The sequence below is a fragment of the Neorhizobium sp. P1_A6 genome (assembly GCF_056406795.1).
In genome coordinates, this window is sequence record NZ_JBFTZM010000027.1 from 1 (window position 1) to 26,517 (window position 26,517).

The following is a 26,517-nucleotide window of genomic DNA, read 5'->3' on the forward strand; positions in this document are numbered from 1 at the left end:
CTAGCTGTTTAGTCCCGGCATTTGATGGAGCGGATTGAGGGTGAAGCGTTCGGGCTGTGAAGTCCATGCTTTGCAAATGAACTCGTAAGGCGTGAGGCCGTTGAGGGTCTTAAGCCTGCGGCCAAAATTGTAAGCGGCGACGAAGTCGGCGAGGTGCTGACGAAGTTGATTGTGGCTTTCATAGTAGAAGCGCCTGACGGTGGCATCCTTGATGGTTCGGTTCATCCTCTCGACTTGACCGTTGGTCCACGGATGCTTCGGCTTGGTCGTGCGGTGCTCGATATCGTTGGTGGCGCAGGTGTATTCGAAGGCATGGGCCCAGAAGCGCTCGCCATTGGCGATCGCTTCTTTGATCAGCGGCACAGCCGACCCTCCAGCGCCGGGCGTGGTAAACTGGATCCCGTTGTCGGTGAGCACGGTGTGGATCTTGTAGGGGACGGCTTCAATCAGGCGTAGGAGGAATTCGCGCGAGATGGCGGTGGTGGCCTTCTCGTGCAATTCAACGAAGGCGAACTTCGATGTGCGGTCGATGGCGACGAACATGTGCAGCTTGCCCTGTTCGGTGCGCACCTCGGCGATGTCGATGTGGAAGTAGCCGATCGGGTAGCTCTTGAACTTCTTCACCGCCGGCCTGTCGCCTTCAACATCCGGCAGACGGCCGATGCCGTGGCGCTGCAGGCAGCGGTGCAGCGAAGACCGTGTCAGATGCGGGATTGTCGGCTGCAGCGCGTAGAGGCAGTCATCGAGTGGCAGCAGGGTATAACGTCGGAAAGCGACGATGACCGCTTCTTCCTCGACCGAGAGAACTGTCGATCTCGGTTCCTTCGGGCCGGTCGGAAGGTCCGTGACTGAGGTCCGCTTCCGCCACTTGGCAACGGTCTTCTGATTGATCCCGTAACGCTTCGAAAGCGTCCTCAGGCTCTCTTGACTATGCTGTATCGCTCGACGGACTGCCTCTGTCGTCGTGACGCTCCCATGAAGAACCTGGCCCATAGCGCATCCTTTGATTCGCAAGACAAGAATGCCCCATCAAAGCCTGGGATCAAACACCTAGCCGGCTTCTCGACGGGACCTATCGCGACCGGACGAGCTTGAAGCCGGCAATCGTCGGCAGTCGAAAGCCGTCTTGCCCGCCACCGGCTTTTGCCGCCTCCCCGGGGACCTCGGCGGGAAATCGCTCGGCAAAGGCCTGGTCGGCGCGATGCCGCCGCCGGTCGAGCCCGTGCAATGTCAGCATGCCGTTTGCGAAACGCCCGACCTCGGGCACCAGATGCGGAAAAAGTTCGGGCTTCAGGCCGGCATCGCCATGCCCCCCGGCATCGGCAACCACCCTGTAGAGGATGAGCAGGTTTTCGGTATCGCAGAGCAGCTTGTGCAGGAGGATGTTGCAGGTGCCTATCCGCGCGTTCAATCCTGCGACAAAGTCCTGAAAGACCTGGATCGCCGGCTCCGTGCGGCCGACCAGGTCCGTACCTGTCATCGCAACACCGTCCTCGCCGCGCAGCTTTTCGGTGATCTCCGGGCGGTGGTCGATGAAGGTCACTAGGTCGCCCTCGCTCTCCCTGCGTTGTCCAATCAGGAAATCCCGCTCCTGCCGCACCAGACCGGCAAGCAGGTCGGCGCGCCGCAGGAGCTCGCCCAGCCGGTTGAGCGGCGCCGGGCTGCGCCAGCGCGCCCGCTGCCGGCGGTGTCTGGCAGCGCCGGAAATGTAGCCGATCAGCGTTTCGAAGCGCGTCGGCACCTCCCGATCGTCGAATTCCTGGGCGCAGATGCCGATCTCTGCTGCCAGATCTGCGACCAGTCGGGCCGTTGCCAACTCGATCGCCTGCCGCTCGGGCCGCTCCGCCGTCAGCCGCTCGGCTTCCGCCGCCAGCTTCTCCTCATCCGGCAGGGCGAGATCCCGCGCGGTTTCGGCAAGCAGCGTTGAGACCGGGGCGAGCGCATCGCCCATTGCAGCCAGCACGTTGCCGATCCGTTCGATCTCGCTGTCGAAATTCCCAGGTGCCGCCACGCGCATTCTCCCGCCGTCTGAGGACCAAGATAACGCCGCTGCAGAATTATGCCACGCCGTCCCGGCTCGATTGCCGGAAAAATCGGAAGGCGGCAAAAAGTCCTGGAAAGATCAGAGCTTCAGCTTGGCGATCTCCGCATCGAGCCGGTCTTTTGCCTTTTTCGGCATCTTGGCAGCCTTCACCGCGTCGAGATTGGCCGGCGCGTCGCCGACGACGATCACCGCGACCATGCCCATGCCGAAATGCGGCGTGCATTTGAAGACGTAGACGCCCGGCTTGTCTGCGGTGAAGGAAACTTCCTGGCTGATCTTGCCCTTGATTTCGGCAACCCCCTCCGGCACCAGGCCCGGCATCGAAACCACGTCATGCCCCTTGTCAACCGGCACGAACTTGATCGTATCGCCCGGCTGCGCCGTCACGGCCGCCGGCTCGAATACCATGGCCTCGCCGTCGCTGCCCTTGTTGAGCATCTTCACCTCGATTTCGGCGCTGAAGGCCGGCAGAGCGAACAGGGCGAGGCTGGTGGCAAGGGTAAAGGTTTTGGTGGTCTTGCGCATGCGGGGAACTCCTGCTTGGAACCACCGCCCCGTCAGGCCGGGACGTTTCGGATGTGATACATAAATATGTTTCCGGCCGCAGACTTTAACCAGCATCAATTTTGCCGCGCCGCCGCCGTCTTCCGTTCCGTACGGTGAACGGAGGTTTAAATTCCGAGCATCAATCGCAATGCATCTGATCTTCCCAATGCCGCCGGCAGAGCGAAACATATTTTTCGCTGCCGCCGACATCGACCTGGGCACCTTCGCGCACCAGCTTGCCGTCCTCGTCGAGCCTCACCACCATGGTCGCCTTGCGCCCGCAATGGCAGATGGTGCGCACCTCGCGCAGCTCGTCGGCGATCGCCAGCAGCTCCAGCGAGCCGGGAAACAGCTTGCCCTGGAAATCGGTCCTCAAGCCATAGGTCATTACCGGGATGCCGACCCGGTCGGAAATCCGGGCGAGCTGCCAGACCTGCTCGGGCGAGAGGAACTGCGCCTCGTCGACGAACACGCAGGCGATCGGCTCCTCCCGGTGCATCGCCTCGATGCCCATAAAGAGATCGTCGGACGGCTCGAAGGGAATGGCGTCGGAGGAGAGCCCGATCCGCGAGGCCACTCGGCCCCGGCCGGCGCGGTCGTCCAGCGACGCCGTGAAGATCGCCGTGCGCATGCCGCGCTCTCGGTAGTTATAGGAAGCCTGCAGCAGCATGGTCGACTTGCCGGCGTTCATCGTCGCGTAGTGGAAATAAAGCTTGGCCATATCTGCCTTCTGATCGCGATCGGGATTCGAAAAAAGCGGGTTTTGCCGAAAACCACAGGAAACTGTAGACTGCGCAACGCTGGGCGAGAAAGTCACAAATGTCGCAAATGCACCCCATTGTCCGCCGCGAATGCGCGCGCTTGCCTCGTCGCAGCATATATTGATAATGGCGGGAACCAAAAAAACGGGAGCAGCCCATGCGCATGACTACCACACTGAAGACCACGCTCGTCGCTGCCGCATCGATCCTCGCGATCGTCGGCACGGCATCTGCCGCCGAACCGGAAGCCTGCAAGACCGTCCGAATCTCGGACGTGGGCTGGACCGACCTTGCCTCGACCAACGCATCCTTCATCCAGGTCCTCGAGGCCCTCGGCTATAAGGCCGACGTCAAGACCCTCGGTGTCCCGGTCACCTATTCTTCGATGAAGAACAAGGATATCGACCTCTTCCTCGGCAACTGGATGCCAGCGCAGAAGGACGCGCTGCAGCCTTATCTCGACGACAAGTCGATCGAGAGCATCGCCGTCAATCTTGAAGGTGCCAAGTACACGCTCGGCACCAATGCCGCCGGCGCCAAGCTCGGCATCAAGGACTTCAAGGACATCGCCACCCACAAGAAAGAACTGGACGGCAAGATCTACGGCATCGAGCCGGGCAACGAAGGCAATGGCATGATCGTTTCGCTGATCGATGCCAACACATTCGGCCTCAAGGGTTTCCAGGTCGTCGAATCCTCCGAGCAGGGCATGCTGACCCAGGTCACCCGCGCCGACAAGGACAGCAAGCCGGTCGTCTTCCTCGCCTGGGCGCCGCATCCGATGAACGTCGCCCATGAGATCACCTATCTCGCCGGCGGCGACGCCACCGTCTTCGGTCCGAACTACGGCGGCGCGACGGTCTATACCGTGGCGCGCGGCGGTTTTGTCGCCCAATGCCCGAATCTCGGCAAGCTGCTCAAGAACGTGAAGTTCTCGCTCGACATGGAAAATACCATCATGGGCAAGATCCTCAACGACAGCGAGGATGCCAATGCCGCGGCCAAGACTTGGCTGAAAGCCAATCCGAAGGTCATCGAGCCGTGGGTTGCCGGCGTCACCACCTATGACGGCAAGGACGGCCTTGCCGCCGTCAAGAAGGCGCTCGGCCTCTAACAGTCCCGAAAATGTTTCCGGGGCGGCGCACCGCCTGCCCCGGAGCCCGCCCTTTCTCTCCTTATGGACGGCAGTTTTCTCGTGGATTGGATCGCAGACCATCGAATACCTATAGGTTCCTGGGCGAAGGCGGTCGTTGACTGGTTGACGGCGAATGCCGACTGGTTTTTCGACTGGCTTTCTTCCGTTCTCCTGGCCGTGATCGACGGGCTTTTGTGGTGTCTTGCGACTCCGCATCCGCTGTTCGTCATGGCCGCCATGACCGGGCTTTCCTGGTGGCTGCGCCGTTCCCTCGTGCTCGCAGCCTTCACCTTCTTCGGTCTGCTCCTGATCTTTAACCAGGGTTACTGGAAAGAGACGACCGAAACGCTGGCTCTGGTGCTCGCATCGACCGCCGTCAGCATGGTGGTCGGCGTGCCGCTCGGCATTGCCGCTGCCCGGCGCCAATGGTTCTACGAAGCCATGCGGCCGGTCCTCGACCTGATGCAGACGCTGCCGAGCTTCGTTTACCTGATCCCGGCGCTGATCCTCTTCGGCCTCGGTATGGTTCCGGGCCTGATCGCCACCGTCATCTTCGCGATCCCGGCGCCTATCCGCCTCACCCGCCTCGGCATCGTCTCGACCCCAAGCTCTCTTCGGGAAGCGGCGGTCGCCTTCGGCGCCACTCCGTCGCAGATCCTGCGCAAGGTGGAACTGCCCTACGCGATGCCGCAGATCATGGCCGGCCTCACCCAGACGATCATGCTTTCGCTCTCCATGGTCGTCATCGCCGCCCTGGTCGGCGCCAACGGCCTCGGCGTTCCGGTATTGCGGGCGCTGAATACGGTGAATGTCGCCCGCGGCTTCGACTCGGGCCTGTGCATCGTCATCCTGGCGATCATCCTCGACCGCATGTTCCGCACATCGACGGGAGATGGCCAATGACAGCCCAGAAAACCGATTGCGTCGTTTTCGACAATGTCGACATCGTCTTCGGCGATAAGCCGGAACGGGCGCTGGCGATGGTCGACCAGGGCAAGACCCGCGACGAGATCAGTGCCGCGACCGGCATCGTCCTGGGCGTCGCCAATGCGTCGCTCACCATCCACGAGGGCGAAATCCTCGTCCTGATGGGCCTGTCCGGCTCGGGCAAATCAACGCTGCTGCGCGCCGTCAACGGGCTGGCCCCGGTCGTGCGCGGCAATGTCAGCGTCGCCACGTCCTCGGGCCCGGTCGATCCCTACAAGTCGAGCCCCAAAGTGCTGCGCGATCTGCGCATGCACACGGTCTCGATGGTCTTCCAGCAGTTCGGCCTTCTCCCCTGGCGCACGGTCGCTGAAAATGTCGGCTTTGGGCTGGAACTTGCCGGCGTTCCGGATGCCGAGCGTGCCAAGCAGGTCAACGAACAGCTCGAACTGGTCAACCTGACGAAATGGGCGGGCCGCAAGGTGGGCGAACTCTCCGGCGGCATGCAGCAGCGCGTCGGCCTTGCCCGCGCCTTTGCCACCGGTGCGCCGATCCTGCTCATGGACGAGCCCTTCTCGGCGCTCGATCCGCTGATCCGCACCCGCCTGCAGGACGAGCTTCTCGAATTCCAGCGGCGGCTGAAGAAGACCATCCTCTTCGTCAGCCACGATCTCGACGAAGCCTTCCGGATCGGCAATCGCATCGCCATCATGGAGGGCGGGCACATCATCCAATGCGGTACGCCGCAGGAGATCGTCCGGGCGCCGGCCGACCAGTATGTCGCCGATTTCGTGCAGCACCTCAACCCGATCAGCATGCTGACCGCAGGCGACGTGATGCGGGCCGGCGTAAGCACCACGGCAGGCACCACGACTGTCGCTGGCACCGCGCTGTCAACGACGCCGCTCGTCGATATCCTCGATGCTCTGTCGCGTCAGCCGGGCGCCATCGGGGTGGTCGACAACGGCACGATCATCGGCACCATTTCGTCCGATGACGTGATTGCCGGCCTGACCCGCCATCGCCGACGCGACGGCTGATAAGCTGAGCCGCAAAATCACCTTTCGTTTAGTGTCGCCGGATGGTATGCCGACGGCTGAGCCGGGTCGCTTTCCCGGCAACTGAACAAGGAGCGGGACGCGTTGGCGGACGAACAGCAGACCGGGAAGACCGACAGGCCGCAGGTGCTGCGTGACACCGACGACGAGGCCCGCCGGCTTGCCCGCACGCTGGTCCGTGGAGCGCGTCACATGGCGCTGGCGGTCCTCGATCCGGAAACCGGTTTCCCCTCAGCCAGCCGAGCCCTCACTGGCACCGACGTCGACGGCGTGCCGGTCATTCTCGTCTCCGGCCTCTCCGGCCATACGAAAGGCCTCATCGCCGACCCACGCTGCTCGCTTCTGGCCGGCGAGCCCGGCAAGGGCGATCCGCTCGCCCATCCGCGGATCACCGTTCAATGTCTCGCCGAGGACGTCGCCCGCGACACGCCCGAACATGCACGCATACGCCAGCGTTTTCTGGATCGTCATCCCAAGGCTGCATTGTATGCAGATTTCGGTGATTTCCGCTTTTTCCGAATCACTCCACAGGCAGCATCCCTGAATGGAGGATTCGGCCGTGCATACATGCTGCCTGGATCTGACCTCGTGATTCCCGAGCCGGGAATCACGGCGGAGTGGCTGGACCTCCAGGAAAATGTAAAAAATATGACCGAGCAGGCTCAGAAATTTGCTGCCCATATCGGCACGGAAAACGGGAAACTCTGGCGCTTCGGAGGCGTCGATCGAGCGGGAATCGACCTTATTGCGGGGGATTTTCAACTCAGGCACGAATTCGAAGTTCTTGCAAAGACTCCCGAAGCCGTTCTTGATTATGTTTTTGAGATCACTAAAATACGATAACTGGTTACCTGAAATTTAGGGATATACAATCCCTTTTGCTCCTTGCTAATTTTCACCCATAGGACGATGGGCCGGATTTTGAAGCCGGGGGCCGCTTTGGAATACGAGGGGAATTTAAAACGTATGGATACGATGGCACTATCTGAGCATTCCAACGCGGCCGCAGGCCTGCTGTCGGCCATGGCCAACCCGAAGCGGTTGATGATCCTGTGCTGCCTGGTGAAGGGCGAAGTCGCCGTGGGTGCGCTCGCGTCGCAGGTTGGCCTCAGCCAATCTGCGCTGTCTCAGCACCTCTCCAAGCTGCGGGCTCAGAAGCTGGTGAAGACCCGCCGCGATGCGCAGACCATTTATTACTCCAGCTCGTCCGAGTCGGTTCTCAAGGTCCTTGAAACGCTGGAAGAAATCTACTGTGCTCCGGTGCAGAAGAAATCCGCAGCCGCGTAGGAATGACAGCGCTGACATAGCATAACGCTGACCCGCCTCAGCGGCCGGCATAACGCCGGCGGCTGGGGCATTTCCGTGCCCGCCTGCCGACCGGATATGACGCTCCGTATCCGCGCGACCACGCCTAATGCGAGGCCATGCGACGCAGCGTTGCGGTCACCTTCTGCCAATCGTAGGGTTTGGAAAAGAACACGCTGCGATCGGGCAGGTCTTCCTCGCTCAAGCGGACCTGTCCCGAAACGATGATGATCTCGATCGGCGGCCAGCGGTCGCGCACGGCAGCCGCCAGCTTCATGCCGTTCATGCTGCCCGGCATGTCGATATCGGTAAAAACGATTCGGATATCCGTGCGCGTTTCCAGGATCGTCACCGCCTCATCGGCGTCGGCTGCCTCGACCGCCTCGAATCCTGCATCCTCCACGAGGTCGATTGCCATCATGCGCAGGATGGGCTCGTCCTCGACAACGAGGACAGCCTGTTTTTTTGGCGGTGCGGATCGTCCCATCCGGTCAGTCTGCCTGTGCTAGCTGAAGGAGCACAGCTGTCATCTCAGCGCTGAACCCCGGTTGATCATAACTAACGAGAACACCGCCGGTTCCGATCAATCCCATGCGAATAAGTTTTGAGCCGAAACCCGTGCGCTCCGGCTGGCGTGGGGGCGGCCCGCCGGTTTCCCGCCAGGAGAGATAGAAGATCGCGCCATCTCCCGTGCCTTCGATGCGCCAGTCGATTGCAACCCTTCCCGTATCGTTCGAGAGCGCTCCGTATTTCACCGCGTTGGTCGTCAACTCGTGCAGCAGCAGGGAAAGCGAAAGCGAGCCCTTCGGCCCGAACCGAACGTTCGGACCCTGCGCGTCGATCCGGTCCCGCATGCCGATCCCGTTCATCGTTCGGTCGACGACGGCATAGACCGAGGCGCTGGTCCAGTTCTGCTCGAACAGGATGTCATGGGCAGTGCTCAGCGCATGCAGCCGCTTCTCGAAAGCCTCCACATGGTCGCGCTCGGTCACCGGCCGCAGCGTCTGGGTGGCGATCGCCTGCACCATCGACAGGGTGTTCTTCAGCCGATGGCTCATTTCCCTGCTGAGCATCCGCTGCTCCAGCTCGGCCTGAACCCGTGACATCGCGATCTGGATGCGGTTGCCGAAGCTGCGGACGAAGGAAATCTCTTCCTCCATCCAGGGATAAGGCTGGTCGTGATGGATGAAGGCGACGAGCCTGAAGCGCCCGAGTTCGAAGATCGGCACGTTGACGAGCACGCGGATGCCAAGCGCAAGAAGCGCCGGCGCGTGGTCGCGGGTGCGTGGATCGGTGGCGACGTCGGCGATGACAACGGCCTCCCCGCGCTTCAGGTCGTCGACAAAAGACCCGTAGTCTCGGAAATGGTGCAGTCCCGCAAGGCTTTTCACGCCCGGCGCGCACCATTCGGGCGGCACCGACACCGTCTCGTCCGCCGCGTTGACGATGCCGAAACCGGCGCGCGTCGCGTCGAGTGCCCTGGCCATCAGGTCGCCGGCGGCGATCGCCATCGATTCCATGTCGCTGAGGTCGCGCAGCCGGTCGCCAAGATCGAGCAGGGCCTGCACGCGGGCAGCCTCCCGCTTGGCGGCGGTCACATCCCGGACGGTGCCGATCATCTTGACCGGCCGGCCTCTCTCATCATGGCGAAAGCTGGCATTGCGGGCGATCCAGCGCACGCCATAACCCGGCACGCGAATGCGATATTCGACGTCGAGCGGGGCACTCCCCTTCCGTCTGGTCGCATCGTTGGACTGCAGGTCCTTGTCCTGCGGCAGAACCATCTCCTCGACCACTCGGGTAGGATAGGCATCGGCGATGGGCAGATGGAAAATGCGGCAGAATTCCCGCGACACCCGCATGGTCGAGGTCCCGATATCAATCTCGAATGTGCCGACCCTTCCTGCCTCCTGGGCCGCCAGGCTCGCATTGACGCTGGAGCGGATATTGGCGCTGATCGTCTTCTGGCGCCGGAACAGGTCGTCCTTGCGCTGGGAGATGCGCCGCATTTCGAGAAGTGCGATAACCTGCCGGGCAAGAGCCTGCAGCGCCGCCTTCTGCCCCTCCTCCAGCCCCTGCGGCCGCGGCTCGACATCGATGACGCAGAGCGTGCCGATCACCACCTCGTCGGGCGTGATCAGCGGTGCACCGGCGTAGAAGCGGATATACGGTTCATCGGTAACCAGAGTATTCGCGCGGGTGCGCCGGTCGAGCTGCAGGTCTGGGATGACGAGCACGTCGGAACTTCCGAGCGCATGGGCGCAGACCGACTGCTCGATCGGCGTCTCGCAAGCCTCGAACCCGACGCGCGCCTTGAACCACTGCCGGTCCTTCTCGACCAGGCTGACGAGCGCCACGGGCGTGCCGCAGAGCGTGGAAGCGACAAGCACGATATCGTCGAACTCCGGCTCCGGCTCGGTGTCCATGATATTATAGGCATCGAGCGCTTCCAGCCGCTCAAGATGGATTTGTTCGTTCGGATCGGGATCGGCCAATGAGGGTCTCGGAATTGAAGTTTCAGGCGATATTGGCAGCTTTCGCCAAAAGACCAGAGAGACGCAATCAAATTTCACGACCGGTGGAAACCGCGTTGAAATCTTGAGCCTTTATCGAAATCCGTATCGATTGCCCCACCCAGCAACGCCAGCCCGAATCGATTTCGCTCCAACGCAGGAATTCGCAGCGGCCCTTTGCTCGAAGGCGGTTGACGCCTCCGATCCCCCTGATAATTTGACCATGCAGTCAAAACTTGGTGCAATGACGCCGACCGGGAAATGGCCACCCGAAGAAACCGAATGGCCATGGAGAATGTCATGTCCAACCGCCTGAATACCACGCCCAACGACCTGCGGGCGTTCTGGATGCCATTTACGGCAAACCGCCAGTTCAAGCAGGAACCCCGCCTTTTCGTCGCTGCCAAGGATATGCATTACACGACCCATGACGGCCGCCAGGTGCTCGATGCCACCGCCGGCCTCTGGTGCGTCAATGCCGGCCACTGCCGCCCGAAGATCACCGAGGCGATCCGCGAACAGGCCGGCGAGCTGGATTATGCACCCGCCTTCCAGCTGGGTCATCCGAAGGCGTTCGAACTCGCCAATCGCCTGGTCGACATCGCGCCAGAAGGCATGAACCACGTTCTCTATACCAATTCCGGCTCGGAATCGGTCGAGACGGCGCTGAAGGTGGCGCTTGCCTACCACCGCGTGAAGGGCAACGGCTCGCGCTTCCGCCTGATCGGCCGCGAGCGCGGTTATCACGGCGTCAATTTCGGCGGCATCTCGGTCGGCGGCATCGTCTCCAACCGAAAGATGTTCGGCACGCTTCTGACCGGCGTCGATCACCTGCCCCATACCCACCTGCCGGGCAAAAACGCCTTCACCAAGGGCGAGCCGGAACATGGCGGCGATCTCGCCACCGAGCTTGAGCGCATCGTCACCCTGCATGACGCCTCGACCGTTGCCGCCGTCATCGTCGAGCCGGTCGCCGGCTCCACCGGCGTGCTGATCCCGCCGAAGGGTTATCTGCAGAAGCTGCGAGAAATCTGCACCAAGCACGGCATCCTCTTGATCTTCGATGAAGTCATCACCGGGTTCGGCCGTCTGGGCGCGCCGTTCGCGGCCCAGTATTTCGACGTCAAGCCGGACATCATCACCACCGCCAAGGGTTTGACCAACGGCGTGATCCCGATGGGTGCCGTCTTCGTCACCTCCGAGATCCACGACGCCTTCATGACCGGCCCGGAGCACATGATCGAGTTCATGCACGGCTATACCTATTCCGGCAACCCGATCGCCTCCGCCGCCGGACTTGCAACGCTCGAAACCTACAAGGAAGAAGGCCTGTTCGACCGCGCCCGCGACATCGCCCCCTATTGGGAAGCCGGCCTGCATTCGCTGAAGGACCTGCCCAACGTCATCGACATCCGCAACCTCGGCCTGATCGGTGCCATCGAACTCGACCCGATCGCCGGCGAACCCACCAAACGCGCCTTCACGGCCTTCCTGAAGGCCTATGAAAACGGCCTGCTGATCCGCACCACCGGCGACACGATTGCCATGTCCCCGCCGCTGATCGTCGAAAAGCACCATATCGACGAGATATTCGGGAAGCTGCGCGAGATATTGACGAGCAATATCTGAGGCTTACATCTCGACCTGAGGGAAGTTTATCCTCCCTCAGGTCGCTGGCTACTCAGCCTCAGTGTCGACCGATTTCTGAAAATACATATTCAAACAGCTCATCCGGTCGGTTTGTGCAACCTAGTGCACCCCGTCGTCTGGATTCCTGAACATGCTCTGGCGAACGCGAACCCGCATAGAATACTAAGGGGGTATTGTTTTCCGATGCACGCATTTGATCAAGCAAAGTATAGCCTGCCTTGGGATCCGGTGGCCGTCCCATATCCGAAATCACCATGTCAAATCCCTGGTGACTCATCTTTTCCAAAGCATCTTCTGTTGACTGGGATAAGATAAATTCAACTCCGAGCGCCTCTAGAGCTTGGCGTTCACGAACATTATTGTTGGGCCTATCGTCCACCCACAACACTCTCGCCTTCTTTGCACGCCGAAAAGCCCTAGCCGTTACAGCGCTAACTGCTTCGGTGGCAGCCTTTGCCTCACGCGCAACCATCTCAGGTGTCGTGCTGGCATCCGTTCTAGCCACCGTTGCTGCAACGAGCGCTGCTGTGGCCTCGGCCTGCTTTCTTCGAAAGGAGGTCTGTATCCCCAACCCGTTGAAAGAAAATTCGCTGAGGGTATCCAGAAACATACTAATAGATTCCCGGTAGCGAACAAAAACGAACACAAACAGCAGCGGCCAAATTGTTGCGGTAAATAGTTTTGAAAACGCGTCAATAAGCTTGGCAATATCTTCCATTGCATAACCCTTGATTGAACGCGACCACAATATACAATCAGCCGCTCCCCACAATGGGTGCCTTTCGCGATCCCACCCCGCCCGCCGGCTACCCAGCGGACGGTGCACCTTAAAAAAAGCCTCAGCCCTTGAAGAAAGCCAGAAGATCCGCATTGATCACGTCCGCATGCGTGGTCGCCATGCCATGCGGAAAACCTTCATAGACCTTCAGCGTGCCCTTCTTGAGAAGCTTGACCGCAAGCAGGGCCGAGTCGGCGATCGGGACGATCTGGTCGTCGTCGCCATGCATGACGAGAACCGGCACGTCGATCGCCTTCAGGTCTCCGGTGAAGTCGGTTTCCGAAAAAGCCTTGATGCAATCGTAATGGGCCTTGGTGCCGCCCATCATGCCCTGCCGCCACCAATTGGCGATGACGCCTTCCGAAACGGTCGCGCCCGGACGATTGAAGCCGTAGAACGGGCCGGCCGGCACGTCGCGGAAGAACTGCGCCCGGTTGGCGGCGAGTGCTGCGCGAAAACCGTCAAAGACTTCGAGAGGCAGGCCGCCCGGATTATTGTCCGTCTTCAGCATGATCGGCGGCACGGCGCCCATCAGCACGGCCTTGGCCACCCGGCCGCCGCCGCCATGCTGGGCAACGTAGCGGGCAACTTCGCCGCCGCCGGTCGAATGGCCGACATGGATGGCGTTTTTCAAATCGAGATGGGCCGCAAGCTCGGCGACATCGGCAGCATAGGTGTCCATTTCATTGCCGGTCTCGGTCTGGCTCGAACGGCCGTGGCCGCGGCGGTCATGGGCGACGACGCGAAAACCCTGATGCAGGAAAAACAGCATCTGGGCGTCCCAGTCGTCGGCCGAAAGCGGCCAGCCGTGATGGAAGACGACCGGCTGGGCGTCCTTCGAACCCCAGTCCTTGTAAAATATCTGCGTGCCGTCCTTGGTGGTGATGAAATTGCTGGTCATGGTTCTCGTGTCCTTTCGAAACTGATTTTTCAATGACTGCGACATGAATGGCGGGCGCGGCAGCAAAAATGGCCGACCAGACATTCATAGTACCGTTGCGTGTCGTTCCTTTGAACCGCACCCTTCGGATTATCGCGATCTCCATACCTCGATATTTGTTATCGCGATAAACACATGGGTAGCGGCATTCCGCGATCATGTCTACAAAAATATTTATCGCGATATCGAAATCATGCTATATGTCGCGAAAACCTGGAACAGCACCGGAGCAAACATGCCCGCCTCCCCCCTTCCGCCGCTCGACGAGCAGCTCTGCTTTTCGCTCTATACGGCCCACATCGCCATCAATCGCGTCTATAAGCCGATGCTCGATGACATGGGCATCACCTATCCGCAATACCTCGTCATGAGCGTGCTCGGCGAACAGGACGGCTCGACGATCGGCACGATCGCGGAAAGGCTGGGCCTGGAATCGAGCACTATCACCCCACCCGTCAAGCGGCTCGAACAGGCCGAACTGCTGGAGCGCCGCCGCAGCAAGACCGACGAGCGCCAGGTGCATGTCTGGTTGACCGACGCCGGCCGTGCCCTGATCGCGAAGAGCACATGCCTCGGCGAAACGCTGATCGAACGTTCCGGCATGACTCCGAAGGAATTCCAGGCCTTCAACCGTCAGGTCCGCACCTTCCTCGGCGCTCTGGAGCGCAACGCCTAGCTTCACCGGGAGTCAAGAAAACCGGCAAACATCCGCAATTTCCGGGCAATCCTTGACGAAAACCACAAAATTCGCGGCCGTTTTGTTATCTTCTTGCGGAAATCTGGCGGAATTCATACAGAATTGGTGGCCGGTCGCCGAAAGCCAAAAATGGCTCGGCACGGTATCGACCGCATCGCTTTCCGTCCTTGGCACGACCGCGCCCGGCGCGACATCGAAGACGGAAGGCAGGGATGCGGCGTTCACCGCGGGCTTGAGCCCCCATCCAAGGAGACCAAAATGAACCTCAAGACGTTTCTGGGAGCGACAGCACTCGCCTCCCTGACCTTCGCACCGCTTGCTCATGCCGATATCGTTATCGGCCTGATCGCCCCGCTCACCGGCCCCGTCGCGGCCTATGGCGACCAGGTCAAGAACGGCGCCGAAACCGCCGTTGCGGAAATCAACAAGAAGGGCGGCATTCTTGGCGAAAAGGTCGTCCTGAAGGCGGCCGACGACGCTGCGGAACCCAAGCAGGGCGTTTCCGCCGCCAACCAGCTGGTCGGCGAAGGCATCCGCTTCGTGGTTGGCCCGGTGACGTCAGGCGTCGCCATGCCGGCTTCCGATGCGCTTGCCGAAAACGGCGTGCTGATGGTCACACCCACCGCCACCACCCCGGCCCTCACCACGCGCGGTCTCACCAACGTATTCCGCACCTGCGGCCGCGACGACCAGCAGGCCGTGGTCGCCGCCAATTACGTCCTGAAGGCCTTCAAGGACAAGAAAGTCGCGATCATCAACGATAAGGGCGCCTATGGCAAAGGCCTCGCCGATGCCTTCAAGGCAGCGCTGAACGCCGGCGGCGTCAAGGAAGTGCTCGATGACGCCGTCACTCCGGGCGACAAGGATTTCAGCGCGCTGACAACCCGCCTGAAATCGCAGAATGTCGACGTGATCTATTTCGGCGGTTACCACCCGGAAGGCGGCCTGCTCGCACGCCAGCTCGCCGATCTCGGCGTCAAAGCGACGATCGTCGGCGGTGACGGCCTGTCGAACAGCGAGTTCTGGAACATCGGCACCAAGGCCGCGGCCGGCACGGTGTTCACCAACGCCTCCGACGCGACCAAGAGCCCGGATTCCAAGGCTGCCGCCGAAGCGCTCGCCGCCCGCAAGATCCCCGCAGAAGCCTTCACGCTGAACGCCTATGCCGCCGTCGAAGTGATCAAGGCCGGCATCGAAAAGGCAAAGAGCGCCGAGGATACGGAAGCGGTGGCCGCGGCCATCAAGTCCGGCGAACCGATCGCCACCGCCATCGGCAAGCTCACCTATGGCAAGACGGGCGATCTCACCTCGCAGAGCTTCTCCCTCTTCAAATGGGAAGACGGCAAGATCGTCGCCGCTGAGTGACATCTTTCAAATCGCATGACCAGCGGGCGTCTTCGGGCGCCCGTTTGTTTTGAGCCTCGTTCTCGGACGCCGGCTGGGCTCACTCGACATGCACCGCCAGCGTCCGCTTCAATGTCTTCAGCACGACGCTCGTCGTGAATTTGCGGATATTCGGGTTCATCTCCATCATCCGGTCCGCCAGCACATCGAAATGCTCGACGGACTGGACGAGGATCACCAGGGTGAAATCGCCCCTGCCCGATGTTCCCCAGGCCTCCTGCACCTCCGGCGTATCCGCCACCCAGCGCAGGAAAGGCGGCATGAGCTCCGGCCGGTCGCGCTCCAGTTCCACCTCAACCAGCATGGAAACCGCCATCCCGACCTTTTTCGGATCGACGATCGAAACGTCCCGCAGGATCACCTTGTCCTCCCGAAGCTTCTGCAGCCGCCGCTGTGCCGAGGACGGCGACAGACCCACATGCTCGGCCAGCTCGTTCAAGGTGATGGTTGCATCCTTCTGCATGAGCTTGAGGATTTCGTGATCGGCTTTCGTCAGTGCCATGAGAGGACCTCCCGGCTTTAAAGCAAATTCCGGGAGATATTCCTGATCGTGAGCGTGATTTCAGGAATTCTGCCGGCTTTTCGTTGGCATCTTAACGCCATGAGACAGAACCAGCCACACCCTTCCGCCGACGGTATTCTCGCTGCTTCCAAAAGCATCGACCCCGTCTTCACCAACAGCCCGTTGATCGAGCAGCAGACGGCCAATACGGCTCTCGGCCTTCGCCTCCTTGCGAAGGTGGAGACGCTCAATCCGATCCGATCCTTCAAGGGACGCGGCACCGACTGGTGGATGCAGAACGAACCGGCCGGCGACCAGCCCGTCGTCTCCGCCTCCGCCGGCAATTTCGGCCAGGGGCTCGCCTATGCCGGCAGGGCGCGCGGACGCGGGGTGGTGATCTTCTCCGCCACCACCGCCAATCCAGGCAAGGTCGAAGCAATGCGCCGCCTCGGCGCCGACGTGCGGCTGGAAGGCATCGATTTCGACGCCGCCAAAGCCGCCGCGCGTGCCTATGCGCAAGCGAATGGCTGCCCCTTTGTCGAAGACGGCGCACTGCGGAGTATCGCCGAAGGTGCAGGCACGATCGCGCTTGAGATCACCGAGCGCCTCTCTCGGCAAGCCGTTGGACTCGACGCCATCCTCGTGCCGCTCGGCAATGGCGCGCTGCTGACCGGGATCGGCACCTGGATCCGCGCCAAGGCCCCCAACTGCAAGGTCATCGGCGTGGTCGCCGCCAATGCGCCCGCCATGAAGCAATCTCATGAAACCGGCCGGCTCGTCGCCACGCAAACCGCAGCAACCGCAGCCGACGGCATCGCGGTTCGGGAATGCGTTCCTTACGCATTGGATTGCATGAGGACGACTGTCGACGAGGTCTGGGAAGCGAGCGAGGCGGCCATCCGCGAGGCGCGGGATTTCTGCCGCGTCCATTACGGCCTCGTCGTCGAGGAAGCCGGCGCCGCCGGCATTGCAGGTCTTCTGGAAAACGGCGCGGACCTCAAAGGCCGAACCGTTGCCACCATCCTCTGCGGCGGCAATGTCCGCACCGATATCGCATGACGTCTCGCCTGCATCGATCGCCTCTCCCCGTTTCCTCATGGAACGGCTAGGTTAGGCGACCGATTCAGCGAGGAGCCTGCCATGACCACCCGTCTCGAAACGCTCATCGACCAGGGCACCGGTCGCGAACCCGCCGATATCGTGCTGAAGGGCGGACGCTTCTTCGATCTCGTCACCGGCGAGCTCGTCGCCTCCGACATCGCCATCAGTAGTGACCGCATCGTCGGCACCTGCGGCAACTACACCGGCAAGACCGAGATCGACATTTCCGGCAGGATCGTCGTCCCCGGCTTCATCGACACGCATCTCCACATCGAAAGTTCGCTGGTCACCCCACACGAATTCGACCGCTGCGTCCTGCCCTACGGCGTCACGACCGCGATCTGCGATCCCCACGAGATCGCCAACGTGCTCGGCACCGAGGGCATACAATTTTTCCTGGATTCCTCGCTCGAAACGATCATGGACATCCGCGTCCAGCTCTCTTCCTGCGTGCCGGCCACCCATCTGGAGACCGCCGGCGCGGACCTGCCGATCGAAAAGCTGCTGCCCTTCCGCGATCACCCCAAGGTCATCGGCCTTGCCGAATTCATGAATTTCCCAGGCGTCATTTATAAGGACCCGATCTGCCTCGCCAAGCTCGAGGCCTTCTACGGCGACCACATCGACGGCCACGCACCGCTGCTGCGCGGCAATGATCTGAACGGCTACCTCTCCGCCGGCATCCGCACCGAACACGAATGCACCACCGCCGAGGAGGCGCTCGAAAAGATCCGCAAGGGCATGCATATCCTGGTGCGCGAAGGCTCGGTCTCCAAGGATCTCCACGCGCTGATGCCGCTCCTCACCGAGCGGCTGTCGCCCTATCTCGCGCTCTGCACCGACGACCGAAACCCGCTCGACATCGCCGAACAGGGCCATCTCGACTACATGATCCGCACCGCGATCGCCCATGGCGTCGAGCCGCTCGCCGTCTACCGCGCAGCCTCGATTTCCGCCGCCAAGGCGTTCGGCTTGCGCGACCGCGGCCTCGTCGCCCCCGGCTGGCGGGCCGATCTCGTCGTCATCGACAGCCTCGAAAACTGCACGGCAGACATGGTGTTCTCCGCCGGCCGCAAGATCACCGACGAACTTTTCGCCACCCGCAGACCCGTCGCCCCAGTCGGCCTCGACAGCGTCAAGGCACGCCCGGTGCAGGCGATGCATTTCGGCGTGCCCTTCACCGAGGGCGAAACTCCGGTCATCGGCGTGATGCCAGGCAAGATCATCACCGAACATCGTCGCTACCGCCTGCCCGCAAACGGCAACCAGACCGGCGTCGATCTCGACCGCGACATCATCAAGGTCGCGGTCATCGAGCGGCATGGCAAGAACGGCAACCATGCCAATGGTTTCGTTCAGGGTTTCGGATTGAAGAAGGGGGCGATCGCCTCAACTGTCGGGCACGACAGCCACAACATCTGCGTCGTCGGCGTCAGCGAGGACGACATGGCAATGGCCGCCAACCGCCTCGGCGAAATCCACGGCGGCTTCGTGGTGGTCGAGGACGGCAAGGTCACCGGCGAGATCGCCCTGCCCATCGCGGGCCTGATGAGCCTCGAGCCCTACGAAGTGGTGCGCGACACCCTCCACCACCTCCGCCAGGCCGCCTACGCGCTCGGCACCACCCTCCAGGAACCCTTCCTCCAGGTCGCTTTCCTGCCGCTGCCCGTCATTCCGCACCTGAAGATTTCCGACAAGGGCATGGTCGATGTGGATAGGTTTGCGCTGATTGGGTGACTTCGAAGGCCACGCGTTGGTGGTAACAACCATTGGCGAATTATTCTGTCCTCAAGAAAATTGGTTGAAAGAGGACCCAATGCCCATCGTCTTCCGTTCTGGCGCCCTGAAATTCTATTTCTATTCCAATGAAGGCGACCCGCGGGAGCCCGTACATATTCACGTCCGGGGCGGTAGCGCAAATGCGAAGATCTGGTTGGAGCCGACCATAGGAGTGGCGGAAAGCGACGGCTTCAACAGCCGTGACCTGTCTGCTATTATCCGGCTCGTCATCGACAATCGTTCTCTGATCAAGCGGGCATGGCATGAGCATTTCGGCAACTGAGGTGAAATTCGACGACGACACCATGTGGGTCTCGCTCAACGACGGCCGCACATTGGGCGTGCCGCTTGCCTGGTTTCCTCGTCTGCTTCTTGCTAAGCCGGCCGATCGCCAAAAATTCGAACTGAGCCCGGGTGGCATTCACTGGGATGATCTCGACGAAGACATCTCCATCGCCGGCCTTCTGGAAGGGCGCGGCGACAGGACGGTGAAACGTCCTGCCGCATAAATCCTGTTAGGATCGTCCATGAGCAAGCTGGAGCAGATCGAGAAAGCCGTTGCCCAACTGGACCGACAAGAGCTGGAAGCATTCTCGCTCTGGTTCGAAGAATTTCAGGCTGAACGCTGGGATCGCCAGATCGAGAAAGACGATGCGGAAAGCGAATTCGACCGTCTCACAGAGGATGCCTTGACCGAATTCCGTGCGGGAAAGACAAGGTCGCTTTGATGCGCGCCGCCTCCCCTCACCTCCGCCTCAGCACCATCCCCGCATGATAAAGCACCCCGTCGCGGAAATCGCCGTCGGCGGTGAAGCCGGTGTCGTCCTTGTAGTCGATATGGTCGCCGGTCACCCAGTAGCGGCCCTCATAGGCCCTTTCGCGGGTGCCGCGCGCTTCCACATAACGGCCGTTCGGCAGCAGTTCGTGGCGGATGTGGTTGTCCTCGGTCACCCACATTCCGGCATAGGGATGCTCGGTCATGGTTTTCTCCTCTTGCCTGATGTCGTGTGCAAGCGCCGTGAGGGTCGCGGCGAAGGTGAAAGCCGCAAATGCCAGGGGCGCGCGGAAAAGTCGTTCAGCCATTGAGATATTCCCTCCTGAGCATCCGTTCGCGGCGGCGTCTTTCCGTGCCGCGGGAGCGTTTGAGGAAGCCGCTGGCAAAATCGGCGGCCCAATGGAAGGGGCTTTCAAGTAAGCGCTGAAAATTGCTCATCACCATCTCCATTTGCATCCGGGCTGGTTCGATCGGACGAGCCGAATATGGTGGAAAGCAGCGGGCGAGCGGTAGACCAGTCCTCCGGCATGATTGCACAATCCTCCGAAGCTTAATTGAAATGGCCACCGGCGCCACCATATGATGCCCACACCAAACCGCGGACATCCTGTATTCCGCGGCATTCACACCCCCGCACGAGGCCCAGGATGGAAAAACTTGATCAACTCGCCCGGCTGATTGCACAAAACACCGACGACGATGGCGTGTTCGAAACAGTGATCCCGCGCCTGTCGGTGATCCGCATGTCGAAGCCGACCGAGCCGCTACACGCCATCCATCAGCCGGCGGTGTGTATCATCGCCCAAGGGGCGAAACAGGTCATGCTGGCCGACGAGATCTTTCGCTACAGCCCCGGCCAGTATCTGGTCGTCTCGGTCGATATGCCCGTCACCGGCCAAGTCATCGAGGCGACGCAGGAAGAGCCCTATCTCTGCCTGCGCCTCGATCTCGACCTGAAGCTGCTGAGCGAGATGCTGGTGGACATGCCGACTGCGCCAGGTGTCCCGGCCATGCGCAAAAAATGCATCGGCCTCAGTTACACCAACCCGGAATTCCTGGATGCCGCACTCCGCCTCGCTCAGCTTCTCGATAAGCCCGACGAGATCGCCTATCTCGCACCGCTGATCGAGCGGGAACTGATGTTCCGGCTGCTGCGTGGCGATCAGGCCGAGATGATCCGTCAGATCCTCGCCCCTGAAAACCGGTTGCAGCAGGTCAACCGGGCGATCTCCTGGATCCGCCAGAACTTTTCCGCCCCCTTTTCGATCGAGCAGGTCGCGATCGAAGCACGCATGAGCACGTCTTCGCTGCACCAGCATTTTCGCGAGGTGACGGCGATGAGCCCGCTGCAATACCAGAAGCAGCTGCGCCTGCAGGAGGCCCGCCGCCTCATCCTCGGCAAGGCGATGGATGCAGCCACCGCCGCCCATCAGGTCGGCTATGACAGCCCTTCGCAGTTCAGCCGCGAATACCGCCGCCTGTTCGGCGCCCCGCCGATCCAGGATATCACCAGGCTCAGAACCGAACCGGCCCGTTACGCCGAGGCCTGATCCGCCCGATTCCCTCTTCCTGAAAATTATTCAACCAATCGGTTGACAATAAAATCGCACGAGCGCATATTCAACCACATGGTTGAATTAAGCACACATCCGATCGATACGGTCTTCCACGCCCTAAGCGACGGCACGCGCCGCCGCATGCTCCGCGAACTGGCGCAGGGCGAGCGCACCGTCAGCCAGTTGGCCGAGCCGCACGACATGTCGCTCGCGGCGGCCTCGAAACACATCAAGGTGCTGGAAGGCGCCGGGCTGATCCGCCGCGAAATTCACGGCCGCACCCATCTCTGCCGCCTCGAACCCGGCCCGCTTGCAACCGCCCATGAGTGGCTCACCTTCTATGAGCGCTTCTGGACCAACCGGCTCGATATCCTGGAACGCCTTCTCAGGGAGGAGGACGCTCAAAAGAGCGCCCGGGACGAGATTCGGAAGAGCCCGCTGAAATCCCCTGCCTCACGGAAATCCGAAACTGAACCTGAAACGGGAGAAGACCAATGAACGACGTGACATCGTTGAACAAATACGGCGCTGTGGCCGAACCTTTCGCCTTCAGCATCCAGCGCCGGTTGCCCGGCCCCATCGAACGAATCTGGGACTATCTCACCGATAGCGATCTTCGCCGCCAGTGGCTCGCGTCGGGCATCATACCGGCACAGGCGGGCAGCTCCTTCGAACTCACCTGGCGCAACGACGAACTGGCCGGCTCGGCCGAAGGCAGGCCGGAAGGCTTTCCCGCCGAACACAGCATTCAGAGCGAAGTGATCGCCTTCGAGCCTCCGCATCGCCTCGTCTTCTCGTGGCCGCCACGCGGCGAGGTCAGCTTTGAACTTCAGCCGGCCGGCAGCGAAATCCTGCTCACCGTCACCCACCGGCGGATTTCCGATCGCCGCAACATGGTCATGGTCGGCGCCGGCTGGCACATGCACCTCGACATCCTTGTCGCCCGGGCGACCGGCGCCAAGCCTGAACCGTTCTGGGAAGGCTGGAGACGCCTCAAGGAAGAATACGATCGCCGCATCCCGGCCTGAAGCACCGTTGTCGCCTCCGCCCCATGGTCCAGGGACGCCCCGGAGAGTCGGGGCGGAGGTTTCAGCCAAAGGTCAGCGATGGGGCCATACCCATGGAGATAAGATATGAGCACCCTTTTTACGGGCGGATGCGCCTGTGGCGCAATTCGTTATGAAATCTCCGCCGAACCGGCGGTCATGGTGGATTGCCAGTGCCGCCAGTGCCAGCGCGAAAGCGGCACCGGCCACGCTTCCCACCTCACCTTCCCAAGCGCTGCCGTCAAGGTCGAGGGCAATGCGACCCATTGGGAGGCGACCGGCGACGGCGGAACCGTCAAAAGGCGGGCCTTCTGCCCCACCTGCGGTTCGCCGGTCTACATGACGTTCCCGGCCATGCCGGATTATTTCGTCGTCCGCGCCGGCAGCCTCGACGATCCGAGCCTATACAAGCCGCAATTCGTGACCTGGCATGCCGCCGGCCACGCCTGGGACCACCTCGATCCGGCCCTGCCGAAATTCGAGAATATGCCGACGGCTTGAAGGACCGTCACACCCGCGCGCAGAACACGTCGAGGGCGTCGAGCTGCACCACGCCCTTCTCAAGCCGCGATACGAAGCCCGGCAGGTTGACCGGCAGGATTTCGCTCAGCCGTTTCGGCAGGGTGAAATCCTGGGCCTTGCGGGTCATGTTGAAGACGAACAGCAGCTTTTCGCCGCCTTTTTCGCGCACGAAGGCGAGCAGGTCCTGATTGGTATCGAGGAAGGTCATGTCGCCGTCGACAAGCGGCGGATGCGCCTTGCGGAAGGCAAGTGCCGCCCGGTAATGGTGCAGCACCGAATCCGAAAGCGCTTCCTGCGCGTCAACCGCTCGGGCCGCATGTTCGCCGGGAACCGGCAGCCAGGTTTTCGAACCCGTGGTGAAGCCCGCATGCGGTTCGCTCGCCTCCCACACCATCGGCGTACGGCATCCGTCGCGCCCCTTGAAGGCCGGCCAGAAGCGGATGCCGTAGGGATCGCGCAGATCCTCGAAGGAAAGCTCCGCCTCGGTCAGCCCCAGCTCCTCGCCCTGATAGAGGCAGATCGAGCCGCGCAGAACCGAGATCAGTGTGATCGACAGTTTGGCGACCCGGTCCTGCTCTTCCGGAGCCTCGATGAAGCGGGTCACATGCCGCACCACGTCGTGGTTGGAAAAGGCCCAGCACACCCAGCCGTTGGTCACTGTGTCCTGCACGGTCGTCATTACCTTGCGGATATAGGCCGCGTTGAAGGCCGGGCCGAGCAGGTCGAACGTGTAGCACATATGCAGCTTGTCGTTGCCGCTGGTGTAGATCGCAAGCGTCGTCAGCGAGCGCGGGCCGTCGCCGACCTCGCCGACCGTCGCGCGCCCCTCATAGGTGTCGAGCAGCGCCCGAAGCCGCTTCAGGAAGTCGATATTCTCCGGCTGGCTCTTGTCGTAGAGGTGGTTCTGCATCGAATAGGGGTTGGTATCGGTCTCCATGCCGGCACCGTCCGTGTCGTAGACCATCGGCGGGTTGTTGCGCAGCTGCTTGTCGTGGAAATAGTAGTTGACCGTATCGAGCCGGAACCCGTGCACGCCACGATCGAGCCAGAAGCGCACCGTGTCCAGCATGGCGTTCTGGACGTCGGGATTGTGGAAGTTGAGGTCCGGCTGGGCGATCAGGAAGTTGTGCATGTAATATTGCTTGCGCACCCCATCCCATTCCCAGCCCGGCCCGCCGAAGATCGACAGCCAGTTGGTGGGCGCCGTGCCGTCCGGCTTCGGATCGGCCCAGACATACCAGTCCGCCTTCGGATTGGTGCGGCTCGATCGGCTTTCGACGAACCACGGATGCCGGTCGGACGTGTGGGAAATCACCTGGTCGATGATCACCTTCAGCCCAAGGCGATCGGCCTCCGCCATCATCTCGTCGAAATCGGCAAGCGCGCCGAACATCGGATCGACATTGCGGTAATCCGAGACGTCGTAGCCCATGTCGGCCATCGGCGAGGTGAAGAAGGGCGAAAGCCAGATTGCGTCGACACCGAGCGAGGCGACATGCGGCAGGCGGGCGGTGATACCCTTGATATCGCCGATCCCGTCGCCGGTCGTGTCCTGAAAGGAGCGCGGATAGATCTGGTAGATCACCGCGCCGCGCCACCAGTTTGCATCGACCGCCTTCACCGCCTGTGTCGCCATCGTCCGACTCTCCTTCCTCAAATGTTCCAGCCCAACCTAGTGCCCCCCGTTCAAAAGACAACGCATAAGCAAGGCTCTGCGAAGTTCCGGATCCACTCTCTTGCCACGGCTGAAACTTCGGCCTATGCGAGTTTCAAAATACGGGAGGAATGCAATTGGGCGGACGGCTTCTTTCGATCGGCGAATGCATGGTGGAGCTGTCGCAGGCGGGCGAAGGCCTGCTGCGCAAAGGCTTTGCCGGCGACACCTTCAACACCGCCTGGTACGCGCGCGCCTGCCTGCCCGCCGAATGGTCGGTGGACTATTTCACCGCCGTCGGCGACGATCCCCTGTCGACCGAAATGCTGTCGATGATGCGGGATGCCGGCATCGGCACCGGCTTCATCCGCCGCATCGAAGGCAAGACGCCCGGCCTCTACCTGATCACGCTGAAGAACGGCGAACGCACCTTCAGCTACTGGCGCGACACCGCCGCCGCAAAGAAACTCGCCGACGATGCCGACCACCTGCGCAGTGCTGTCGAGGCTGCCGACATCCTCTATTTCTCCGGCATCACGCTGGGCATCCTCAGCCCCGAAGCGGTCGAGACGCTGCTGTCGGAACTGCGCCGCGCCAAGGCTTCCGGCAAGACGGTCGCCTTCGACCCCAACATCCGGCCCCGCCTCTGGCCGGACAGGGACTACATGCTGAGAACGATGGAGGCAGGCGCCCGTGCGGCCTCGCTGGTCCTGCCGAGCTTCGACGACGAGACCACCCATTTCGGCGACGCAACGGTGGCCGACACCATCGCCCGCTACCATGCGCTTGGCGTAGAGAACGTCGTGGTCAAGAACGGCGCGGATGGCGCAACGCTGAGCTTCGGCGGCACCGCTCCCGTCCACGTCCCTTCGGTCAGGACCGCTGAGCTCGTCGACACCACCAGCGCCGGCGACAGTTTTAACGGCGCCTTCCTCTCCCGCCTCGTCCGCGGTATCCCGCCGGCGCAGGCCGCCGCCTACGGCGCCTCGGTCGCATCCGTCGTCATCGGCCACCACGGCGCGCTGATCAGCCCGGCGCTGCTGCCGGGCTGAAACGCCGACGGACATGACCGGCAGCGACCGACGACAGAGGCCGAGATCGGCGCCAGATCTCCGTTGTTTTCCGTGCCCGTGTCATAAATCAATTTTCAGTCATTCTGTGAAAGGGTTGGCGTGATTAAACGATCGCTCCCAATGAGGAAATGAAAATGCGTATCGCCCTTGCCTTCCTGACCGTCCTGACCCTATCCCCCGCAGCACACTCCGCCCCGATCGACGCCCTGACCAAGGCCGAAACGAAGACCTATGAGGCATGGGGAAAGCTCGGCCTGACGGAACGGCTGGTGACTTTCGTCACCGCGCCCTCGACCGGCTACGGAATCTACCAGGAAAAGCAGTCCAGCATTTTCAAGCCGGGTGAAAAGGTCATCACCTATGTCGAGCCGATCGGCTACGGTTGGAAGGAGCTTCCCCACGACATGTACGAACTCAACTTCGTATCGGACCTGAAGATCAAGGCGGCGAACGGCGAGGTCATGCTCGACCAGAAGGCCTTCTCCACCAATGTCCTCCAGAGCCACAACGCCAACATGGAATTCTCGATGGATTTCACCCTGACGCTGACGGGCGCGCCGGCGGGCAAATACACGCTGACCTACACGATCCACGACATGAGCGGTGACCAGACCTCGACTTTCGACCAGGAATTCACCATCGCCGCCAACTAACCGCCCCGGCGCCGGCTGCCTCGCTCAGAGGTCAGCTGGCAACCCGGAACGACACCGGAAAGCCCTGCATCACCGAATTGGCGACCGTGCAGATGCTTTTG

At 61.6% G+C, this 26,517-nt stretch carries 32 protein-coding genes; 19 read left to right on the forward strand and 13 right to left on the reverse strand.

Translation table 11 applies throughout. The features are described from left to right. The 4 genes from AC1D3C_RS28760 to AC1D3C_RS28775 all read right to left on the reverse strand — a co-directional run bounded on the left by AC1D3C_RS28760 (nt 1) and on the right by AC1D3C_RS28775 (nt 3,311). A complete protein-coding gene (locus AC1D3C_RS28760; protein WP_477485269.1) occupies nt 1-993 on the reverse strand; it encodes an IS481 family transposase in 993 nt (330 codons plus the stop codon). Between the two features lie 79 nt (nt 994-1,072). Continuing rightward, the gene (locus tag AC1D3C_RS28765; RefSeq protein ID WP_477485270.1) at nt 1,073-2,011 is read right to left on the reverse strand and encodes a hypothetical protein; all 939 of its coding nucleotides are present in this window, start codon (nt 2,009-2,011) and stop codon (nt 1,073-1,075) included. Between the two features lie 111 nt (nt 2,012-2,122). After that, complete coding sequence (locus AC1D3C_RS28770) at nt 2,123-2,569, reverse strand: pseudoazurin (protein ID WP_477485271.1); 447 nt, start codon at nt 2,567-2,569, stop codon at nt 2,123-2,125. 160 nt (nt 2,570-2,729) lie between these two features. After that, entirely contained in the window at nt 2,730-3,311 is a 582-nt protein-coding gene (locus tag AC1D3C_RS28775; protein WP_038544328.1) for a thymidine kinase, read from the reverse strand. 197 nt (nt 3,312-3,508) lie between these two features. Here AC1D3C_RS28775 and choX point away from each other — a divergent pair, with 197 nt between their 5' ends. The 5 genes from choX to AC1D3C_RS28800 all read left to right on the forward strand — a co-directional run bounded on the left by choX (nt 3,509) and on the right by AC1D3C_RS28800 (nt 7,755). Then, the gene (choX, locus tag AC1D3C_RS28780) at nt 3,509-4,465 is read left to right on the forward strand and encodes a choline ABC transporter substrate-binding protein (protein ID WP_038544330.1); all 957 of its coding nucleotides are present in this window, start codon (nt 3,509-3,511) and stop codon (nt 4,463-4,465) included. Between the two features lie 81 nt (nt 4,466-4,546). Then, complete coding sequence (choW, locus tag AC1D3C_RS28785; protein WP_038549479.1) at nt 4,547-5,389, forward strand: choline ABC transporter permease subunit; 843 nt, start codon at nt 4,547-4,549, stop codon at nt 5,387-5,389. Then, complete coding sequence (gene choV, locus AC1D3C_RS28790; RefSeq protein ID WP_038544332.1) at nt 5,386-6,450, forward strand: choline ABC transporter ATP-binding protein; 1,065 nt, start codon at nt 5,386-5,388, stop codon at nt 6,448-6,450. The genes choW and choV overlap by 4 nt, the downstream gene beginning before the upstream one ends. Before the next feature lie 102 nt (nt 6,451-6,552). Next, complete coding sequence (locus tag AC1D3C_RS28795; protein WP_038544334.1) at nt 6,553-7,311, forward strand: HugZ family pyridoxamine 5'-phosphate oxidase; 759 nt, start codon at nt 6,553-6,555, stop codon at nt 7,309-7,311. Nucleotides 7,312-7,434: 123 nt separating this feature from the next. Next, nucleotides 7,435-7,755, forward strand: coding sequence for an ArsR/SmtB family transcription factor (locus tag AC1D3C_RS28800; protein ID WP_038544336.1), 321 nt, complete (start codon nt 7,435-7,437; stop codon nt 7,753-7,755). A gap of 124 nt (nt 7,756-7,879) precedes the next feature. Here AC1D3C_RS28800 and AC1D3C_RS28805 read toward each other — a convergent pair whose 3' ends face one another. Together AC1D3C_RS28805 and AC1D3C_RS28810 are read right to left on the reverse strand one after the other, a co-directional pair. Further along, nucleotides 7,880-8,260, reverse strand: a complete 381-nt coding sequence (locus AC1D3C_RS28805) for a response regulator (protein ID WP_038588450.1) — start codon at nt 8,258-8,260, stop codon at nt 7,880-7,882. 4 nt (nt 8,261-8,264) lie between these two features. Beyond that, complete coding sequence (locus tag AC1D3C_RS28810) at nt 8,265-10,268, reverse strand: GAF domain-containing protein (protein ID WP_477485272.1); 2,004 nt, start codon at nt 10,266-10,268, stop codon at nt 8,265-8,267. Between the two features lie 318 nt (nt 10,269-10,586). Here AC1D3C_RS28810 and aptA point away from each other — a divergent pair, with 318 nt between their 5' ends. Beyond that, entirely contained in the window at nt 10,587-11,915 is a 1,329-nt protein-coding gene (aptA, locus tag AC1D3C_RS28815) for an omega-aminotransferase AptA (RefSeq protein ID WP_105429228.1), read from the forward strand. A 58-nt stretch (nt 11,916-11,973) separates the two neighbouring features. Here aptA and AC1D3C_RS28820 read toward each other — a convergent pair whose 3' ends face one another. Together AC1D3C_RS28820 and AC1D3C_RS28825 are read right to left on the reverse strand one after the other, a co-directional pair. Continuing rightward, nucleotides 11,974-12,654 (reverse strand): response regulator, encoded by a 681-nt coding sequence (locus AC1D3C_RS28820; RefSeq protein ID WP_477485273.1) that lies wholly within the window; start codon nt 12,652-12,654, stop codon nt 11,974-11,976. Between the two features lie 121 nt (nt 12,655-12,775). After that, nucleotides 12,776-13,615, reverse strand: coding sequence for an alpha/beta fold hydrolase (locus tag AC1D3C_RS28825; RefSeq protein WP_477485274.1), 840 nt, complete (start codon nt 13,613-13,615; stop codon nt 12,776-12,778). 274 nt (nt 13,616-13,889) lie between these two features. Between AC1D3C_RS28825 and AC1D3C_RS28830 the strand changes: the two genes are divergently transcribed. After that, the gene (locus tag AC1D3C_RS28830) at nt 13,890-14,330 is read left to right on the forward strand and encodes a MarR family winged helix-turn-helix transcriptional regulator (protein WP_477485275.1); all 441 of its coding nucleotides are present in this window, start codon (nt 13,890-13,892) and stop codon (nt 14,328-14,330) included. A gap of 12 nt (nt 14,331-14,342) precedes the next feature. On the opposite strand, the gene AC1D3C_RS28835 is transcribed toward AC1D3C_RS28830, so the two are convergent. Continuing rightward, nucleotides 14,343-14,576 carry a hypothetical protein gene (locus AC1D3C_RS28835; RefSeq protein WP_477485276.1) on the reverse strand — a complete coding sequence of 78 codons (234 nt, stop codon included), beginning with the start codon at nt 14,574-14,576 and terminating at the stop codon, nt 14,343-14,345. 33 nt (nt 14,577-14,609) lie between these two features. On the opposite strand from AC1D3C_RS28835, the gene AC1D3C_RS28840 reads away from it, so the two are divergent. Further along, nucleotides 14,610-15,716: a branched-chain amino acid ABC transporter substrate-binding protein gene (locus tag AC1D3C_RS28840; protein WP_477485277.1), complete on the forward strand. Its 1,107-nt coding sequence runs from the start codon at nt 14,610-14,612 to the stop codon at nt 15,714-15,716. A gap of 79 nt (nt 15,717-15,795) precedes the next feature. Here AC1D3C_RS28840 and AC1D3C_RS28845 read toward each other — a convergent pair whose 3' ends face one another. Next, complete coding sequence (locus AC1D3C_RS28845) at nt 15,796-16,257, reverse strand: Lrp/AsnC family transcriptional regulator (protein ID WP_247035680.1); 462 nt, start codon at nt 16,255-16,257, stop codon at nt 15,796-15,798. A 99-nt stretch (nt 16,258-16,356) separates the two neighbouring features. On the opposite strand from AC1D3C_RS28845, the gene AC1D3C_RS28850 reads away from it, so the two are divergent. The 5 genes from AC1D3C_RS28850 (at nt 16,357) to AC1D3C_RS28870 (ending at nt 19,865) form a co-directional block, all read left to right on the forward strand. After that, the gene (locus AC1D3C_RS28850; RefSeq protein ID WP_477485278.1) at nt 16,357-17,316 is read left to right on the forward strand and encodes a threonine ammonia-lyase; all 960 of its coding nucleotides are present in this window, start codon (nt 16,357-16,359) and stop codon (nt 17,314-17,316) included. Between the two features lie 81 nt (nt 17,317-17,397). Continuing rightward, on the forward strand, nt 17,398-19,095 hold the full coding sequence (ade, locus tag AC1D3C_RS28855; RefSeq protein WP_477485279.1) for an adenine deaminase: 1,698 nt from the start codon (nt 17,398-17,400) through the stop codon (nt 19,093-19,095). Beyond that, the gene (locus tag AC1D3C_RS28860; protein WP_244446558.1) at nt 19,088-19,420 is read left to right on the forward strand and encodes a DUF4160 domain-containing protein; all 333 of its coding nucleotides are present in this window, start codon (nt 19,088-19,090) and stop codon (nt 19,418-19,420) included. Before ade ends, AC1D3C_RS28860 begins: the two co-directional genes overlap by 8 nt. After that, nucleotides 19,401-19,646 carry a DUF2442 domain-containing protein gene (locus AC1D3C_RS28865; RefSeq protein ID WP_038544351.1) on the forward strand — a complete coding sequence of 82 codons (246 nt, stop codon included), beginning with the start codon at nt 19,401-19,403 and terminating at the stop codon, nt 19,644-19,646. Before AC1D3C_RS28860 ends, AC1D3C_RS28865 begins: the two co-directional genes overlap by 20 nt. Nucleotides 19,647-19,664: 18 nt before the next feature. After that, nucleotides 19,665-19,865, forward strand: a complete 201-nt coding sequence (locus AC1D3C_RS28870) for a hypothetical protein (protein WP_038544353.1) — start codon at nt 19,665-19,667, stop codon at nt 19,863-19,865. A gap of 16 nt (nt 19,866-19,881) precedes the next feature. Here AC1D3C_RS28870 and AC1D3C_RS28875 read toward each other — a convergent pair whose 3' ends face one another. Beyond that, nucleotides 19,882-20,220: an Atu4866 domain-containing protein gene (locus AC1D3C_RS28875; RefSeq protein ID WP_477485280.1), complete on the reverse strand. Its 339-nt coding sequence runs from the start codon at nt 20,218-20,220 to the stop codon at nt 19,882-19,884. Beyond that, nucleotides 20,213-20,350, reverse strand: a complete 138-nt coding sequence (locus tag AC1D3C_RS28880) for a hypothetical protein (RefSeq protein ID WP_477485281.1) — start codon at nt 20,348-20,350, stop codon at nt 20,213-20,215. The genes AC1D3C_RS28875 and AC1D3C_RS28880 overlap by 8 nt, the downstream gene beginning before the upstream one ends. A 209-nt stretch (nt 20,351-20,559) precedes the next feature. Here AC1D3C_RS28880 and AC1D3C_RS28885 point away from each other — a divergent pair, with 209 nt between their 5' ends. From AC1D3C_RS28885 to AC1D3C_RS28900, 4 genes are all read left to right on the forward strand, one after another. Continuing rightward, nucleotides 20,560-21,462 carry an AraC family transcriptional regulator gene (locus AC1D3C_RS28885; protein WP_477485282.1) on the forward strand — a complete coding sequence of 301 codons (903 nt, stop codon included), beginning with the start codon at nt 20,560-20,562 and terminating at the stop codon, nt 21,460-21,462. Nucleotides 21,463-21,540: 78 nt separating this feature from the next. Beyond that, nucleotides 21,541-21,966, forward strand: a complete 426-nt coding sequence (locus AC1D3C_RS28890; protein ID WP_477485283.1) for an ArsR/SmtB family transcription factor — start codon at nt 21,541-21,543, stop codon at nt 21,964-21,966. After that, entirely contained in the window at nt 21,963-22,496 is a 534-nt protein-coding gene (locus AC1D3C_RS28895; protein WP_477485284.1) for an SRPBCC family protein, read from the forward strand. The genes AC1D3C_RS28890 and AC1D3C_RS28895 overlap by 4 nt, the downstream gene beginning before the upstream one ends. Before the next feature lie 105 nt (nt 22,497-22,601). Continuing rightward, a complete protein-coding gene (locus AC1D3C_RS28900; RefSeq protein WP_477485285.1) occupies nt 22,602-23,015 on the forward strand; it encodes a GFA family protein in 414 nt (137 codons plus the stop codon). Between the two features lie 7 nt (nt 23,016-23,022). Here the strand turns inward: AC1D3C_RS28900 and bglA are convergent, their stop codons facing one another. Next, nucleotides 23,023-24,672 (reverse strand): beta-galactosidase BglA, encoded by a 1,650-nt coding sequence (gene bglA, locus AC1D3C_RS28905; protein ID WP_477485286.1) that lies wholly within the window; start codon nt 24,670-24,672, stop codon nt 23,023-23,025. A gap of 155 nt (nt 24,673-24,827) precedes the next feature. Between bglA and AC1D3C_RS28910 the strand changes: the two genes are divergently transcribed. After that, nucleotides 24,828-25,742 carry a sugar kinase gene (locus AC1D3C_RS28910; RefSeq protein ID WP_477485287.1) on the forward strand — a complete coding sequence of 305 codons (915 nt, stop codon included), beginning with the start codon at nt 24,828-24,830 and terminating at the stop codon, nt 25,740-25,742. Nucleotides 25,743-25,897: 155 nt separating this feature from the next. Next, a complete protein-coding gene (locus AC1D3C_RS28915; protein WP_477485288.1) occupies nt 25,898-26,416 on the forward strand; it encodes a hypothetical protein in 519 nt (172 codons plus the stop codon). Nucleotides 26,417-26,517 lie beyond the last annotated feature (101 nt).